At 48.6% G+C, this 16006-nt stretch carries 16 protein-coding genes; 12 read left to right on the top strand and 4 right to left on the bottom strand.

What is annotated here, in order from left to right; genetic code table 11:
- The 10 genes from JF818_RS02760 to JF818_RS02715 all read left to right on the top strand — a co-directional run.
- Positions 1 to 809, top strand: an 809-nt coding sequence (locus JF818_RS02760; RefSeq protein WP_233065801.1) for a uracil-DNA glycosylase, incomplete at its 5' end; no start/stop codon positions are given.
- Positions 809 to 2773, top strand: coding sequence for a primosomal protein N' (priA, locus tag JF818_RS02755; RefSeq protein WP_198890462.1), 1965 nt, complete (start codon positions 809 to 811; stop codon positions 2771 to 2773). The genes JF818_RS02760 and priA, both read left to right, overlap by 1 nt.
- 108 nt (positions 2774 to 2881) lie before the next feature.
- Positions 2882 to 3388, top strand: coding sequence for a peptide deformylase (gene def / locus JF818_RS02750; RefSeq protein WP_198890461.1), 507 nt, complete (start codon positions 2882 to 2884; stop codon positions 3386 to 3388).
- Positions 3385 to 4329: a methionyl-tRNA formyltransferase gene (fmt, locus tag JF818_RS02745; RefSeq protein ID WP_198890460.1), complete on the top strand. Its 945-nt coding sequence runs from the start codon at positions 3385 to 3387 to the stop codon at positions 4327 to 4329. The genes def and fmt overlap by 4 nt, the downstream gene beginning before the upstream one ends.
- A 3-nt stretch (positions 4330 to 4332) precedes the next feature.
- Entirely contained in the window at positions 4333 to 6549 is a 2217-nt protein-coding gene (locus JF818_RS02740) for a patatin-like phospholipase family protein (RefSeq protein WP_198890459.1), read from the top strand.
- Positions 6549 to 7502, top strand: a complete 954-nt coding sequence (locus tag JF818_RS02735; protein WP_198890458.1) for a TIGR01212 family radical SAM protein — start codon at positions 6549 to 6551, stop codon at positions 7500 to 7502. Before JF818_RS02740 ends, JF818_RS02735 begins: the two co-directional genes overlap by 1 nt.
- Positions 7499 to 8023, top strand: coding sequence for an antibiotic resistance protein VanZ (locus JF818_RS02730; protein WP_198890457.1), 525 nt, complete (start codon positions 7499 to 7501; stop codon positions 8021 to 8023). The genes JF818_RS02735 and JF818_RS02730 overlap by 4 nt, the downstream gene beginning before the upstream one ends.
- Positions 7998 to 8864 (top strand): fumarate hydratase, encoded by an 867-nt coding sequence (locus JF818_RS02725; protein WP_198890456.1) that lies wholly within the window; start codon positions 7998 to 8000, stop codon positions 8862 to 8864. The genes JF818_RS02730 and JF818_RS02725 overlap by 26 nt, the downstream gene beginning before the upstream one ends.
- Positions 8857 to 9381 (top strand): FumA C-terminus/TtdB family hydratase beta subunit, encoded by a 525-nt coding sequence (locus JF818_RS02720; RefSeq protein ID WP_198890455.1) that lies wholly within the window; start codon positions 8857 to 8859, stop codon positions 9379 to 9381. The genes JF818_RS02725 and JF818_RS02720 overlap by 8 nt, the downstream gene beginning before the upstream one ends.
- A 173-nt stretch (positions 9382 to 9554) precedes the next feature.
- The gene (locus JF818_RS02715) at positions 9555 to 10358 is read left to right on the top strand and encodes an FKBP-type peptidyl-prolyl cis-trans isomerase (protein WP_198890454.1); all 804 of its coding nucleotides are present in this window, start codon (positions 9555 to 9557) and stop codon (positions 10356 to 10358) included.
- Here the strand turns inward: JF818_RS02715 and JF818_RS02710 are convergent.
- Entirely contained in the window at positions 10342 to 11037 is a 696-nt protein-coding gene (locus JF818_RS02710; RefSeq protein WP_198890453.1) for a YjjG family noncanonical pyrimidine nucleotidase, read from the bottom strand. The two genes, JF818_RS02715 and JF818_RS02710, sit on opposite strands and share 17 nt — an antisense overlap.
- A gap of 89 nt (positions 11038 to 11126) precedes the next feature.
- Between JF818_RS02710 and JF818_RS02705 the strand changes: the two genes are divergently transcribed.
- Positions 11127 to 11732: an HdeD family acid-resistance protein gene (locus JF818_RS02705; RefSeq protein ID WP_198890452.1), complete on the top strand. Its 606-nt coding sequence runs from the start codon at positions 11127 to 11129 to the stop codon at positions 11730 to 11732.
- Here JF818_RS02705 and JF818_RS02700 read toward each other — a convergent pair.
- Genes JF818_RS02700 through JF818_RS02690 form a run of 3 tightly spaced genes read right to left on the bottom strand, consistent with a single transcriptional unit; the run spans position 11729 to position 14146 of the window.
- Positions 11729 to 13444 carry a hypothetical protein gene (locus JF818_RS02700; RefSeq protein ID WP_198890451.1) on the bottom strand — a complete coding sequence of 572 codons (1716 nt, stop codon included), beginning with the start codon at positions 13442 to 13444 and terminating at the stop codon, positions 11729 to 11731. The genes JF818_RS02705 and JF818_RS02700 overlap by 4 nt on opposite strands.
- A 16-nt stretch (positions 13445 to 13460) precedes the next feature.
- Positions 13461 to 13742 carry a hypothetical protein gene (locus tag JF818_RS02695; protein WP_198890450.1) on the bottom strand — a complete coding sequence of 94 codons (282 nt, stop codon included), beginning with the start codon at positions 13740 to 13742 and terminating at the stop codon, positions 13461 to 13463.
- A 2-nt stretch (positions 13743 to 13744) separates the two neighbouring features.
- Positions 13745 to 14146: an HIT family protein gene (locus JF818_RS02690; RefSeq protein ID WP_198890449.1), complete on the bottom strand. Its 402-nt coding sequence runs from the start codon at positions 14144 to 14146 to the stop codon at positions 13745 to 13747.
- Between the two features lie 261 nt (positions 14147 to 14407).
- On the opposite strand from JF818_RS02690, the gene fusA reads away from it, so the two are divergent.
- Positions 14408 to 16006 (top strand): elongation factor G (fusA, locus tag JF818_RS02685; protein WP_198890448.1); only part of this gene is annotated, 1599 nt, incomplete at its 3' end.

Genomic DNA, 16006 nt, shown 5'->3' with positions numbered 1-16006 from the left:
GTATATGTACAGGATCAGCTACGATGAGGCAGAGTACGCTTGGTTTGAGGAGAAGCATCATGAATGAACGTGAAGAGAAACGAGAACAGCTCTCTTCTGCTCTGATGGACTTTATCTATCTCTGTGATGAAGCGGAGGCGGTGATAGGAAACAAGGATGTAAGCTACAGCGAACGTGTGGACTTCTCTTCAGTAGTTGATACAGTGCTCCCACTTCCCTTGGACAAGGATTCCATACAAGGGACCAATCTCAAACAGCTCGAGTCATTGGTTAGCCGGTGTTCCAAGTGCAGGCTCAGTGAGGGACGCCACCATACGGTTTTTGGGGAGGGTGTTGTTCCTGCTCGTCTGATGGTTATCGGAGAAGGTCCTGGGGCAGAGGAAGATGCTTCTGGACGTGCGTTTGTGGGCAGAGCAGGGAAATACCTGGACAGCTGGCTCTCCTCGATCTCCATGGACCGTAATACCAATGTCTATATTGCCAACATTGTGAAATGCCGCCCTCCGGAGAATAGGAATCCCCAAAGTGATGAGGTGCAAGCCTGCATTGGGTATCTCAAGCGACAGATCCAACTCATTAAGCCGGAGATTATCTTGCTCGTGGGATCAGTTGCAGCTCGTTCCCTACTGGATGTTACAGACGGTGTGGGGAAGTTGCGGGGCAGGTTCCATCGGTATGAAGGGGTTCCTGTACTGGTGACCTATCACCCTGCAGGAGTGTTGCGCAATCCTGAATATCGTAGACCGGTATGGGAAGACTTGAAAAAAGTAGCAGCATATTTGAATATCCAGCTCCCCAGGAGGTCATGATGCCCGGATTTGTTGAGGTGTTGCTCGATCTTCCCATGGACCAGTCTTTCACCTACCAGATTCCTCTGGGCATGGAAGAGAAGGCTTGTGTGGGTCATCGGGTTGTTGTCCCCTTTGCAAGGCGGGAAATGACAGGATACATCATCGAGACCGTCCCTGAGGTGGAAGCGTCCTATACGATCAAGGAAATCAAGCGGGTCATCGATGATACCCCGCTCTATAACAAACAAACCATTGCCCTGGCTGAGTGGATGAGTCGTTTCTACCTCTGCAGTAGAGGGGAAGCATTGAGTATGATGATCCCGGGAGGCAGGAGAGATAGCAGCATCCCTGCCCTGGAGAGTGAAGAAGATCTTCTCTTCGGGCGAGTTGAGAAACTCAGTGATGAACAGCAATATGCCATCGATACTATCCTGAAGCGTGAAAAGCCGATGTACTATCTCTACGGTGTAACCGGTAGTGGCAAGAGTGAGGTATTTCTTCGCTCTGCAGAAGAGATTATCAGAGAGGGGAAAAAGGTCATCTATCTGGTGCCGGAAATTACCCTCACCCATCAGTTGGCTCGACAAGTCACCAAACGATTTTCCCAACGGGTGGCAATTCTGCACTCTGCTCTGACACCAAGCCAACGGCTCAAGGAGTGGAAGAGGATCATATCAGGAGAGGTGGACCTCGCAATAGGGGCTCGAAGTGCAGTCTTTGCCCCATTTTCCAATCTTGGTTTGATCATTCTGGACGAGGAACATGAGAGCAGCTACAAGAGTGGCAATACCCCCCGTTACCATGCCCGTCAAGTAGCCCAGAGAAGATGCCAGAGTGAAGGGGCTACACTGGTCATGGGGAGTGCAACGCCTTCATTGGAAGCTTGGGCCCTGATGGAGGAGAACAAGCATGTAGGTTCGCTCCAATTACGGAACCGGGTCAGCGGTGGCATCATGCCCATCATAGAGGTGGTAAACCTCTCCTATGAGAAGAACCTGATCAGCAAGACGTTGCAAGAAAGAATCAAGGAGACCCTGAACAAGAAGAAGCAGACTATTTTGTTCTTGAATAGACGAGGTTTCTCCTATTTCTTCCACTGTAATAGTTGTGGGTACGAACTGCGTTGTCCACACTGTGCAGTAGCACTTACCTACCATAAGGGCACGGACCAGATGGTCTGTCACTACTGTGGATATCGCACAAAACCGATGCGCTTCTGCCCTGAGTGCAACTCCCTCGATGTCAATTATAGCGGCTTCGGTACAGAGATGGTGGAAGAGGAAATCCGTCGTCTCTTTCCCTCTGCCCGTATTGCACGATTGGATACCGATAGCGCCAAGAAAAAAGGTGAGATCGGGAAAGTAATCAAGGCATTCAGGGATGGGGAGATTGATATTCTTCTCGGGACACAGATGGTGGCAAAAGGGCTCAATTTCCCGCTTGTGGAATTGGTGGGGATTGTGCTTGCAGATAGTGGATTGAATATTCCTGATTTTCGTGCCCAGGAGAGGACGTTCAGCCTCTTGGTTCAGGTCTCAGGAAGGGCTGGACGATACAATGACCAGGGAAGGGTAATTATCCAGACCTATCACCCGGAGAATCCTGCAATTCAATATGCACTGCAATCTGATCTGCAGGGTTTTTACGCTCAGGAACTTGCGATTCGCAAGCAGACGGGATTCCCCCCCTATAGTCGATTGATCAACCTGGTATTCAGGGGTCGAAATCAGCAAAAAGTGGAGCAAGAGGTCCAGAAATTCTCTGCTCATATAGAGCAACTCACCGTCAAGGGAGGCGCAGAGGTGTTGTGTTCCAGTGAATGTCCTTTGGAGAAGATAGCTTCAAACTGGCGCTACCACTTGCTGGTTTCAGGCTCCCAAGCTTCTCTGGTCCATCACTTGGTTGCAAAGGCCCTCTCTGATTACACCCCCCCCAGGGGAGTCTACCTTGAGGTGGATCTTGACCCTTTACAATTACTGTAAAACTTCTCTGCTTATAGCCTGTATCTAATAACTATGGGAGTGCTTTGTTGTAGCTCATATTCGTGATAACGTTGACCATTGCAACAGGTGTTGGTATAGTTTGGTATTATGTTAGATATATATACACTTGGAGAAGAGGTACTACAAGAGAAGTGCCAGAAAGTAACCAAATTTGATAACGCGTTGAAGATATTGGTCGATGCAATGTTCGACACCATGGATGAAGCCGATGGTGTAGGGCTTGCAGCTCCACAGGTTGGGGTGAACCAACGTCTGTTTGTCATCCATATCCGTGGAGCAGAGAAGCGTGCGTATATCAATCCGCAGATCATCGAAACTTCCATTGAGACTGATACAGATGAGGAAGGATGTCTCTCCATCCCAGGGGTTTGGCATGATGTTCAACGCCCTGCCCGAGTGACCGTACAGGCACAGGATGTTGAGGGGAAAGCATTTCAGGTCAAGGCTGAAGGATTGCTCGCTCGTGCACTCCAGCACGAGAATGACCATCTCAACGGGGTCTTGTTCATTGATCGCTTGAGTGACGAGGAACGCGAGAAGATGGTACAAGCCTACGAGAAACGTAACAAATCCCAGAGGAGAAAAAAGCGTTGAGGATTCTCTTTGCCGGTACTGCCGAAATTGCAGTTCCCTCATTACGGGCCTTGTCACAGCACTATGATATCGCTGCGGTACTGACCAACACCGACAAGCGGGGTGCAAGGGGCAAGGCCCTTGTTGCACCTCCAGTTAAGGTCGCTGGTGAAGCGTTGGGCCTTCCTGTGTTGCAGTTTGATCATCTTGGGCGTGAGGCCCGGGAGGCTGTCAGCATCTATGAGTGTGATACACTTGTCTGTTTTGCTTATGGAAGACTGTTCGGCCCAAAATTCCTGGGACTTTTCCCCAATGAGCAACTGAATATACACCCCTCATTGCTTCCTTTGTTACGTGGACCAAGTCCCATACAAGGAGCAATTCTCTCTCAAGCCAGTGAGAGTGGTATCAGCATACAGCGAATAGCATCAGAGATGGATAGCGGAGACCTCCTGCTGGCTGAGCAATTCCCTCTCAATGGAGACGAAACTACGGAAAGTCTCTCTGCGTTTGTGGCAGAGAGGGCTGCTGATCTTGCTGTAAGGGCTCTTTCCAGATTGCAGCGGGGTACCGCGGTATTTTCCCGCCAGAGTGGGGAAGCAACCTATACGAAACTGATAACCCCAGAAATGGCTGAGTTGGATTTCTCAAATCCAGCGAAGGCATTGCATGCACAGATCAGGGCAATGACGCCTTGGCCCAAAGCACGAACAACCTATCAGGGACAGACGCTGCTTATAACAGGTGTACATGGTACAATAGATGAGATAGGTGAGGATCCTTATGATGCAGAGGTTCCTGTAGGAACCGTGATTGCAAAACAGAAGAAAAAGGGAATTGCCATTGCCACCTCTGAAGGATTGCTTTGGGTAACTCGTTTGCAACTGGAAAAACGGAAGGAGATGGATTGGCAGTCCTTCCTTAATGGTAATCAGGATTTCTTGGGATCCAGGCTGGGGTAAATTATGAGACGTATTGTGGTGTTGACACTCCTCGTGTTTTTATGTCTTCCGTTGTCGGCAACCACAGAAAAGGTTGCCCTTGTCCTCTCGGGAGGTGGAGCTCGGGGATTGGCTCACATTGCAGTTCTTGAGGCAGTTGAAGCGAGAGGGATTCCCATCGACATGGTGGTTGGTACCAGTATGGGTGCGTTGGTAGGCGGACTTTACAGCGCTGGGTATTCTCCCTTGGAAATCCGTAATCTGCTGGAAACCTATGATATGGTTGGACTGTTTTCCACGCCCCCACTTGAAGACGCTGAACATGAGGATGAGGTTTTCTCCTATAAAAATAATCAAGTATTCTCATTGGGATTTGGTGAACAGGGCTTGGGGAATGCCCCGGCCCTGATCGGTGACCAACGAATCCTGGAGCTGTTAGGGTATTTGTTTGCGAGATATCCCAATACCATGGATTTTACAGAATTGCCCATCCCGTTCTACTGTGTCTCTGCAAATGCCGCCACAGGAGAGCGTATTGTCCATAGCGAGGGGTCCTTGGTTACAGCAATCAGAAGTAGTATTTCCATTCCCATTGTCTTTACCCCATTCCCGCTGGGAGATGGCATCCTTGCCATTGATGGCGGAGTGGTGGACAATCTTCCCATCGACCTTGCGCGAAGCCTTGGAGCGGAGTATGTCATTGCTAGTGATGTGAATGCCTTGGGAATGCAGGAGGCTGCCGACCTTGAGAGCCTTTCCGCAATGGCAATGCAGACTGTTGTGTTGCTTACCCAGGAGAAAGCGACCGCTCAACATCCTTTTGCTGATGTACTTGTGCTCCCAGAGCTGAAAAGTACGTTTGCCTTGGATTTCTCAGCACATGAAGAGATTATCGAGGCAGGGTGGGCAGCTGTACGAAAAGAAGAGGCAGCATTCGATGCGCTTGTCGATACACTCTCGCAGGTTCGCCCCATCACTCCAGAGGAAGAAAACCGAAGTGGTACCTATTCTCTTCTCTCAATCCCCAAAATCCTACAGATTGAAGTAGAGGACATCTCCTTGAAACCAGGGGAGAGTATTCCTGAATCTTTCTTGTTTTCAGATTTTTTAGGCAGGAGACTCAATGCACAAACTGCAACGGAGTTGAATCTCAAGCTTCGGGAGATCAAGAACGCCTATGATCTGACCACGCTCAGTTATGAGATGTCCAGCGATGGGAAGCTGATGATCTATGCACGGAGTTTTGGGCGAAGGGATAGAAGCATCAGCATGGGCTTCCATGCTGATACCGGCTTCTCTACTGCATTGCCCTCAGGTTTTGTATGGTACCGTGCAGACGCATATCTTAATGCATCCCTCGGGGGCTTGGGAAAAAAGCAGGACTTCACCTTTTCTGTCAATGCCACACTTGGCCAGCGATCCGGGATGACCCTCAATTTCTCCTATCCACTACTCAGTGGAAGCAAAGGGAGTATTGATGCAGTAGTGCAAGCCAGTTATGGAGCAGGGGCAATGACGCCCCTCTCAGCAATGATCAATGCAAAGCGAAGTGCTCCCTTGGATCGTATGTTTGATAGTGATGCTGGCTTTCGGTTTCGCTTCGGTAAATATGGCAGAGCATCTCTTCAGGGAAGTTACCTGCTTGTTTCGGTAAATGATGCTACGTATGACAAGCAATTCTATGCCTATCCAGTGGGAGAGCTTACCGTTTCCTATGGGAATCTAACTTCCCGCTTCGCTACTTCGGGTTTCCGCCTTGAAGCGTTGGGCAGGCTTGGGTATCAGCAGGGGTTGATCCACTCACTACGGATTGGATGGAGACAATCGTTTGTCATTACCTACCGTGACAGCATGAGCTATGCAACCCAACTTTCCCTGATGAGGGAGCCATTTCCCTTTATTCAGAGCTATGCAAATCTGGGAGGCATCGACCAGATGGTCAGTTATGGTCCGCTCTTCCTTCGTCGAGATATTGCCTACCTGGGAGTGGATTGGCAACACAGGCTTGCCGAACTGCTTGGTTATCCAGCCTTCGGCAAACTTTCACTGCATGGGGCTGTGTATGATGCATATGATCCCTATAGTGGGTTACCTCCTGGAGAAGATGCCTATTTCAGTTCCAGTCTCTGGGACATGGGACTGGCCCTTATGCTTGGCCTCGATACCCCCATTGGGGAGGTTGTTGCCTCATTGGGAGCAAGCCTACGTGGAGAGGTTTCTTTCTCATTGGGGGTCTATTGATGAGTGAGGTCTACAGGTCATATGCCACCCATCTCCATGAAGTGTACCATGCACGTGTGTACCGAATAGGGGTGGATGGTCACTTTTCCTGTCCAAACCGTACCATGGATGGGAGTGGAGGGTGTGCTTTCTGTGATGGGACAGGCACCATTGCAGCCTACCAGAAGCCTCAGGACAGGTTGGTTGAAATTTCCCATATGAGTATTGAAGAGAGAATCAGCAAGATTAGAATGCAGATAGAGCAGGGAAAACGCTTCTTGAAGCGAAGATACCGTGCTGATCTGTACTCGCTCTATTTCCAAGCCTATACCAATACCTACGATACCTTGGAGCATCTTGAAAGACTCTATGACCTGGTATTGGAAGAAGGCCCTTTTGTAGAGTTGATTGTCTCAACCCGCCCGGATTGTATTACCGATGAGATTATTGCTTTGCTGAAAAGGTATCAGCATTCGGTGCAGAAGGTGTGGGTTGAACTCGGGCTGCAAAGCGGCAGTGATGAGACCCTTGTAAATATTGGTAGAGGCCATGATGTTTTTTCCTACATTTCTGCAGCAAATTCGTTACATTCGGCCGATATTGGTGTTTGTACTCATGTGATACTCGGTTTACCAGGTGAAGGCCGCAAGGATTTTGCCCAAACTGCAGCAATTGTGAACAGGGCTGGCAGTGAAGCGGTAAAGATTCATAATCTGCATATTTGTCAGGGCACCCGCTTACAGGATTGGTATGAAATGGGTGAGGTAGGCACTGCTTCCTTGAGGAGGCATGTCGAGCAGAGCATATGGTTCTTGAGACGTCTGAATCCTACTGTTGTGATTGAACGTATGGTATGTGAAACTCCCGAATATCGACTTGTCGCTCCACGTGCATTCCCCGACAAGCATCAATTTCTCCAGCAGTTGAAAAGCACGATGGAAGAGAGAGGCTGGGTACAAGGAGACTTGGTATGAGAGAGAGAATTCCCTTGCAGATGATTGTTCGTGTAACAGGAACCATCCTTTCCATCATAGTGGTTACGTTGATTCTTGTTTTCTCCTTTATGCCAAAGGAGTCCTATCCTGAAATCTCCTGGATTCCTTTCGCCGACAAAGGAGACCATATGGCAGCGTATGCTGCCCTTGGATTCTCCCTCTTCTTTGCATTCCTGAGGATACCTGGATCGGGAAAACCCCACAAGCGGGTTGCAGTTCCCCACTCAACGCTCCATCTCAGTTCATGGTCTGGTAGTGCTGTTCTTGTCTCCTTGGTAATTGGTACACTGCTTGGTATCATTGTGGAGTTGTTGCAGCCGATGTTTGAGAGAAGTCGCGAGTGGCTTGATTTGGCTGCAGATTTCATGGGAATGGTTGTTGGTCTTGCCATTGCCTTGTTGGTCTTGAAGGCTGTAGGTAGTTACTTCGCCACCAGGCCATGGTTATATGACCCTAATTGGAAGGACGAAGTAGATGAAACTCGCGCAGAGAATCAGTGAGGAACTGCAAAAGGCAGTAGTTGAGCTTGATGAGGGGGTTCTGGAGAAAATCCGAGAAGCCCATGCCGTTGAATCAGCAGCAGCTGAATCATCAGTAGGTAGCCGATCAAGTCTGGCAGTCCTGGACGCAATACTGGATAATCTTGCACTGGCTAAGGAACAGTCACTTCCCATGTGTCAGGATACAGGGATGTTTCTTGTGTTCGTGGATGTAGGCAGGTCATGTCCGATTCCTCTCTCTGTGATAGAAGAAGAGATTCTTGAAGGATGTGCCACTGCTGTCAAACAAGCCCATTTTCGGCGATCGGTGGTGGTCGAGCCCGTGTTTGAACGAATCAACACGCAAGATAACCTCCCTCCGGTAATTTGGTGGAACCTGGTGGAGGGAAGCGGCTTGAGGATAGAGATATTGCTCAAGGGATTCGGTAGTGAGAACTGCAGCTCGGTAAGGATGCTCAATCCCACTGGAGGAGAAGAGGCAATCATCAGCGCAGTTGCTGAGATTGTTACTGCAGCAGGAGGAAAGCCATGTCCTCCTATCTTTGTCGGTGTTGGCCTTGGTGGTTCCATGGACCGGGCTGCTTATTTGAGCAAGCGGGCATTGCTCCGCGATGTAAGGGAATCCCACAGCGAGAGGCAGTATGCTGAATTGGAAGAGAAAATACTCGCTCGTCTCCAGGGACTGGGTATTGGAAGTGGAGGTCTTGGTGGTATGATCACAGCCCTTCATGTAGCTATTGCCTATGAGGGTACGCATATTGCCGGTCTTCCGTTGGCTGTTTCCATTAACTGTTGGGCAGACAGAAAGGCAACGATTGTTTGGGAGGGTAATGATGCGTGAATTGCTATTGCCCCTAAGCAGTGAGGATATTGCGAGTCTGAAGGCCTATGACCAAGTTTTTTTAACTGGTTCTCTCTATGTAGGTCGTGACCAGGTCCATAAACGACTGTATGAGCTTCTGCAGCAGGAGAAGAGTCTTCCTATCTCCTTGGAAGGGGAAACAATATACTATATGGGGCCAAGTCCAGCCCCGGAGGGGAAGCTGATCGGCTCCTGTGGGCCGACCACCAGTGCAAGAATGGACCCTTTCAGCCCACTGTTGCTTGACCGGGGTCTCAAGGTCATGATCGGCAAGGGCCCTCGTTCCAAGGAAGTGGCCTCGGCAATCAAGAGAAATAAGGCAGTGTATCTGCAAGCCTTTGGAGGATGTGGAGCACTCTATGCTTCCACGGTCAGAGCTGTCACAACGGTTGCCTTTTCCGATCTGGGACCAGAGGCTCTCCTGCGTCTTGAGGTGGAGAAGTTCCCGGTTATCGTAGCAATCGATTCACAATTGGGAAGTGTTTTTCCCCAATAGGGCACTTTTTGACACTTTACACTGGACGTATGCGGTTAGCTGGGTTACAGTTTCCTTTATACAGGTCTTCTTTTCACGTATGTCATAATGGGGTGTATGGCATACTTGCTATGTGTTGATTCAGAACACATCGGTTGAAGACCTGAAATAATGCTGTTACGGAAGGATATGCCGTGAAGAATACCTTGTCTGTGCGCCTCGTCCCCTTGTTCTTGCTCTTCTTGATGGTTGGATGCTCGAAAACTCCAGTTGAATCTTCCCAGAATCCTGTGGAGGAATCTCCTTCCACGGTTGTGGTACAAGCTGAACCAGTTGTTGAAGAGACGGATGTTATCGGGGATCTGGAAGAACCTTCCACGCTGGAAGATCGTTTCAGTTATACCTACGGCTATCTTCTCTACTCCTCAATGGTACAACAGAAGGGTTTCAGTGACTTGGAAGCCTCCTATTTTGCAAAGGGAATCCTCGATGCTGATAGGGGCCAGGGATTCTATACGCAAGAAGAGATGTCCCAAACCCTTTATGAGGTGCAAACCAAGCTCTTGCAGATTGCTCAAGAGGAGATGGATGCCATATCCTCAGCCAATATGGAAGTTGCAGAGAATTTTCTGGAGACCAACAAGGAAAGGGAGTCTGTAAAGATAACCGATTCAGGGCTGCAGTATGAAGTGATTGTTGAAGGGGAAGGTGACCGCCCAACAGAGGACAGCATGGTAGAAGTCGATTACCAGATTATGCTGTTGAACGGGAAAATCATCGACAGTTCCTATGAACGGGAACAGAGTTCCACCTTCCTGCTTGAAGCCATCATGGTACCAGGGTTTATTGAAGGTGTTAAGTTGATGAAGGAAGGTGCAAAGTACCGTTTCTGGATACATCCCGACCTTGCCTATGGGAAGGAGGGGACAGAGACCATTGAACCAAATACCCTGCTGATCATAGAGGTCGAACTCAAGTCAATCAGAGAGGGCCGTTAAGGAACTCGAGCACAGAGTATAGGTTGTTGTGTATATGTGTTGGTTGTACCTGGGGATTCACAGGTTTTCCCGTTTTGTTCAGCCACAGTGTTTCCATGCCACCGGCTATACCTCCGGCAATATCACTGGATAGGCTGTCTCCGATCATGAGGGTGTGCTGTTTCTGTTCACTAAGACCGGTTGCCTCAAACATATGGGCAAAAAATCGTGGATCTGGCTTTTGGTATCCTATCTCTTCGCTGATGAAGATGTGATCGAAATACTGCTCAGTATCTGATATGGCAATCCTGCCTCTTTGTACTTCAGCAATTCCGTTGGTTGCGAGGAAGAGCGTATAGCCACGCTTCTTCAAGGTCTCGAGTACGGTGATTGTCTCATCAAACAAGATACCCTGCCTAGACAGCTGCTGCTGATAGCTCTGACTTGCTTCTTCAGGATTGAGAGGGATGCCAATCTCCCATGCAAAATTTGCAAAGCGTTTCACTTTCAGTTCCTCGATTGTCACTTCGCCTTTCTCAAACTGTTTCCATACCTCAGCATTGCAGCGGATGTAGTCTTGCTCATGCTTCCTTTCCAGTGGCAGGTTAAGGCTTTCTGCCATCTTCCAGAATGCATTGTGTTCTGCTTGTTCGAAATCAAAAAGTGTTCCATCTGCGTCAAAGAAAAGATACCGGTACATGTGTTGTCATCCTTTACTTAGGGTGTTCTAGCCAGTACGATAAAGAAAAACGGTCCAATTGTACAGGACCGGAAGGCAAGGAGCCAAATATGCAGGAAACCTTTCTTAAACGTCACCTCATTCTTTCCACCGTGATTGGTGCGTTCTTGATTATTGTAGGGATTTTCTTGATGTTCCAACAGGAATCCTTCGTGAAGATTTTCATCTCCCTTTTAGGGGTGTTCCTTGCAGGATCGGGAATTTCCAGCCTGATTTACTTGAAGGGATTCAATCTTGGGAGTCGCTCACGTATTGCTACCTTGGTTAAGGCTCTCTTGAGCATTGTAATCGGGTTGGTTGCCATTATCGTCCCTCTCTCTGCAGCAACCATCAGCTGGACAGTACTGCTGTACATCATTGGGGCACAGCTCTTGTTCTCTGCCCTGATTTCCTTTTTGGATGCATTGCTGATGAGGAAAGAGGAACGCTCTCTCTCCCCTCTCTACACGGAAGGTGTTTTCTCCCTGATTATGGCTATTCTCCTGTTTGTCTTTCCACAGCAGATCGGCAGCTTGTTGCTCAAGCTGTTCGGATTGCTCTTCATAGTAAGCGGAATCGGCATGATCCTCTGGTCTCTGCGCATCCGCAAGATCAACCAACAGTTCAAGGAACAGGTGGTTGAGGCAGATGCGGAGGTTATCGACCCGGAGAACTAAGGGATCAGGAGGGTAGCTGAGATTCCATAGCGAGCGATGTTGTTTGCATCAGGAATCGACTCACCTCCGATGGTCAGCATCGAGCTCTGCAATGGAAGGACTTTCCTGCTGTATATATAATCTATGCGTTCTTTCAGATTCTCTGTGACAAACGTATTTCCCGAGTCGGTATCTGCAGAGAAATGGGTGGCTCTGTATACATCGTAGAAGGATGACTCTTCAAGGAAATTCGATAGCGGCCAGATGTAGTCTATCTGTCGATAGGGTACCGGACTGAACGTGCTCCAATCCTGGTAGGAAGGCTCAAAGAGACTGGCTCCTATGATGGTTGGCTCGTTGGTTGTCCCTTCTGCCAAGATTTCTTTCAGTATCTTGGTCCGTTCGCCGGTAACCTGTTTTTGCATGGTTTTCCAATCGTTTCCACTGGTGAATGCATCAAGGACCTTGTATTCAGGAAGATTGGCAATGGAAAGCCTGATCGTCTTCGTGTTGCTGAATTGGACACGTATGCCATGTTTTGTGGCTGAGACGACATTGAAGGAGGTGATGATTGCCCCTCCTTCTACCAACACGGCATTTCTTCGTAACTGTCTTACAAGATCAATGACATTCTGCATATGTCCCGTAACCATGATGACGGGGGCTTTTATGTCGCTGATACTTGTTGCAACCAGATTTTTCATGTTGGGGTCGCTCCAGCGAATATCATCCAGGGGGAGCATTAAAACATTCAACGGATCGTTATCGGCTGAAAGAATCGTAGTTTCATCTGTGGTGTACATCCTAGGCAGAGTCAGTCTCTCGAGAGGGGGAATCTGTTGATATTCAGCTTCCAGGGCGGCAAGACGAGCACTCTCAGCTTCTTCCGCTTTTCTCTGCTCCTCTGCTTTCTTCCTCTGTTTTTCCAGTCGTTCTTCCTCGATCCGCTTTGCCTCATCGATGCGTTGCTGTTCAAGGCGGAGTCTCTCTTCCAGTGTCTGGGTCTTCTCCTCTAGCTGTGCTGTAAGGAGTGCTGTGTCTGTCTCCAGGGAATCTATGGTGTTTTGCAGCTCCAGCAATCTCTGTTCCTGAGCTGCCTTCAGGGATTTAATTTCAGAGACATGTTCCAGCTGTGCCTCATGCATGATGGTTTGTAGCTCGTTGTTGATGTTCTGTTGTTCTACGAGAAGGTTTTCTAGTTCGTTTGCTTGGTAGCTAAGCATTTCGTAGTCTTGTTCGTTCTCCTCAATTTCTTTATGCAATGCCTCAATCTCACCTTGCAGGGCAGTAATGGTGGTCTGGTATTCTTCGGCCTCTTGAGAGAGGGTCAGATCCTTGTTGTCCAACAAGAGATTGCGTTCTTCCAATGATTCTTTCAATGACTGGGTATTGTTCTTTTCCTCAGCGAGGGCATCCTCGCTCTCTTGCAGTTTCTTCTCCAATGTATTTTTTTCTGTCTGGAGAGAGGCAATGGACTCCTGCATGGCTTCATAGCGCTGCCTCTCTTCTGCTTCAGCTTGTCTCTCCTGCTCAGCAAGGCGTGCTGCTTCCTCTGCTTCTGCTTTCGCTTTTTCTTCAGCTTCCACAAGAGAATATTTGGTAACGAGCTCTCCCTCTGCTACGGGGGTTGGGGCTTGTATGCTCTCTTTTGCAGAGCGGGCAGTATAGGTCTCACATCCCATGAGGATGGTGAGCAGTAATGCAATCGCTATTAGTACAATACGTCTGTTCATAGGTATTATTGGTTCCTTAGAAGTTGAAGAGTGCTTCGGCTCTCGCCTTTGCACGTGCTTTTTTCTCAGATTCCTCTTTGGCATCCTCACCGAGCATGAAGGAGTCACAGAAGTTTGCATTCTCCTTATCCTCTATATACTCCTCGACTCCTTCAAGGCAGTCGTGGTAGACCCCTAGACTGTAGAACCTGCAATTAACACAGCTATGCAAGCTTTTTGAACAGGTTGGACATACGGTATGGTAGCCAATACTAAGCAATGGGTCGATGGGAGTATGACAGTGATGACATGCACGCATGGTTAAAACTCCAATTTCTTTCCATAATCGGCAATCTCGCCATCGCTGTAGGGCTCTTTGACGAGACGCAAAGTCTTTCCATCCTCTTTGTACCTGGGGATGATGTGAAGATGCAGATGTGGTACTTCCTGCCCGCTTTCCTTGCCGTTATTGATGATCAGATTGGTGGCATCACAACCCAGTTTATCCCTGAGCACGCTGTCAGCCCTCTTTGCAAGTACCATCATATGGCTCAAGACTTCTTCTGGGCAGCTTTCAAGGGTAGGGTATGGTTGTGATGTGATGATCAGCAAATGTCCCTTGTTGACTGGATTGATATCAAGAATGGAGAAACAAAGTTCGTCCTTGTGTAAAAATATGGAGGGAATCTCCCCGTTTAAAATCTTGGTGAAAATCGTTTCCATGGCATACCTCTGAGCTATTGTAACACACAAGTGTCGAGTCGGAAAAGGATTGTATTGGGAAAAGGGATTGCACAAAAAACCGAGATATACTATTATCCACGAGGTACGTTGGGCAATGCATGCCCCTCGACCGTTCGTTCTCTTCCCTTCAGTTGGTAACCTGATGTGTGCTAGGGAGTAAGAGTTTTACATCAGGATGTTGGAAATCTGCAGGGGAATCTGTGGACTCGTTTTTATTCTATATTATAGAGGTTATAAAGAATGGCTGACTTGCAAAATTTGAGGAATATCGGAATCAGTGCCCACATCGACTCGGGTAAGACAACACTAACCGAACGCATCCTCTACTACTGCAATAAGATCCACGAAATACATGAAGTTCGTGGTAAGGATGGCGTTGGAGCTACCATGGATAGCATGGAGCTTGAACGTGAAAGAGGTATCACCATTGCCTCCGCTGCAACGAATGTTACCTGGAAAGGGACAGAAATCAACGTTATTGACACACCGGGACACGTTGACTTCACCATCGAGGTTGAACGTTCATTGCGCGTGCTGGACGGTGCTGTTTTGGTACTTTGTTCCGTTGGTGGCGTACAGAGCCAGTCTATCACCGTAGACCGGCAGATGAAGCGTTACCACGTTCCTCGTATTGCATTTGTCAACAAGTGTGACCGTACCGGTGCAAACCCGTATCGCGTCAAGAATCAATTGATAGAGAAGCTTGGTCTGAATGCTGTATTGATGCAGATCCCCATCGGTCTTGAGGACAAGATGGAGGGTGTTGTTGACTTAATCAGCATGAAGGCTCTCTACTTCGATGACGGTCCTAGTGGGGATACTGTTCGTGAAGCTGAGATTCCTTCCCACCTGATGGAAGAAGCTGATGCTCGCCGCGAAGAGCTGCTTGATAGTGTCTCCATGTGCTCAGATGAGCTTATGGAAGCTATGCTCGAGGAAAATGTAACCGAAGAACTTCTTCGCAAGGCAATAAGAAAAGCTACCATCAACTTGGAGCTCTGCCCGGTATTCATGGGTAGTGCATACAAGAACAAGGGTATCCAGCCCTTGCTTGATGGCGTTATCAGCTACCTTCCCAATCCTACTGATGTCACCAATAAGGCTCTTGACCTCGATAATAACGAGGAAGAGGTCAAGCTGGTTGCAGACGAGGACCTTCCTCCTGTTGTCCTGGCATTCAAGCTTGAGGATGGACAGTATGGTCAGCTGACCTATATCCGTGTCTATCAGGGTAAGGTGAAGAAGGGCGATGAGCTCTACAATACCCGTAGCCGCAAGAAGTTCCGTGTTGGACGATTGATCCGTATGCACGCAGCAACCATGGAAGATTTGACAGAAGCAGGCTGTGGTGAAATTGCAGCACTCTTCGGCATTGATTGTGCCAGTGGTGATACCTTCTGTGATCCTAAGCTGAACTACTCACTCTCCAGTATGTTTGTTCCAAACCCGGTTATCTCCCTGGCTATCAAGCCAGTGGACAAGAAGGCTGCGGACAATATGGGCAAGGCACTCAACCGCTTTACCAAGGAGGACCCAACCTTCCGCAGTTATGTGGATCCTGAGTCCAACCAGACAATCATCCAGGGCATGGGTGAGTTGCACCTTGAGGTCTATGTAGAGCGCATGAAGCGTGAGTACAAGGCAGAGGTGGAAATCGGTCAGCCTGAGGTTGCCTACCGTGAAGCTATCACCCAGAGAGCCGACTTCAACTATACCCACAAGAAGCAGACTGGTGGCTCCGGTCAGTACGCACGTGTTGCCGGATATATCGAGCCACTTCCAGATCCTGAAGAGGGTGAGGATGTAAAAGAGTACGAGTTTGTTGATGAGGTCAAGGGT

It is taken from the genome of Sphaerochaeta sp. S2 (assembly GCF_016406725.1).
In the GTDB taxonomy this organism is placed as follows: domain Bacteria; phylum Spirochaetota; class Spirochaetia; order Sphaerochaetales; family Sphaerochaetaceae; genus Sphaerochaeta.
The sequence above is the reverse complement of the archived record's forward strand: the minus strand, read 5'-3'. Positions and strand labels throughout refer to the sequence as shown.

Excerpts from the sequence above, each read along its gene's own strand:
- JF818_RS02705 (WP_198890452.1), top strand. The coding sequence starts at position 11,127 with ATGCAGGAAACCTTTCTTAAACGTCACCTCATTCTTTCCACCGTGATT.
- JF818_RS02695 (WP_198890450.1), bottom strand. The coding sequence starts at position 13,742 with ATGCGTGCATGTCATCACTGTCATACTCCCATCGACCCATTGCTTAGT.
- def (WP_198890461.1), top strand. The coding sequence starts at position 2,882 with ATGTTAGATATATATACACTTGGAGAAGAGGTACTACAAGAGAAGTGC.
- JF818_RS02690 (WP_198890449.1), bottom strand. The coding sequence starts at position 14,146 with ATGGAAACGATTTTCACCAAGATTTTAAACGGGGAGATTCCCTCCATA.
- JF818_RS02700 (WP_198890451.1), bottom strand. The coding sequence starts at position 13,444 with ATGAACAGACGTATTGTACTAATAGCGATTGCATTACTGCTCACCATC.
- JF818_RS02730 (WP_198890457.1), top strand. The coding sequence starts at position 7,499 with ATGAGAGAGAGAATTCCCTTGCAGATGATTGTTCGTGTAACAGGAACC.
- JF818_RS02740 (WP_198890459.1), top strand. The coding sequence starts at position 4,333 with ATGAGACGTATTGTGGTGTTGACACTCCTCGTGTTTTTATGTCTTCCG.
- JF818_RS02710 (WP_198890453.1), bottom strand. The coding sequence starts at position 11,037 with ATGTACCGGTATCTTTTCTTTGACGCAGATGGAACACTTTTTGATTTC.
- priA (WP_198890462.1), top strand. The coding sequence starts at position 809 with ATGCCCGGATTTGTTGAGGTGTTGCTCGATCTTCCCATGGACCAGTCT.
- JF818_RS02735 (WP_198890458.1), top strand. The coding sequence starts at position 6,549 with ATGAGTGAGGTCTACAGGTCATATGCCACCCATCTCCATGAAGTGTAC.
- JF818_RS02725 (WP_198890456.1), top strand. The coding sequence starts at position 7,998 with ATGAAACTCGCGCAGAGAATCAGTGAGGAACTGCAAAAGGCAGTAGTT.
- JF818_RS02720 (WP_198890455.1), top strand. The coding sequence starts at position 8,857 with ATGCGTGAATTGCTATTGCCCCTAAGCAGTGAGGATATTGCGAGTCTG.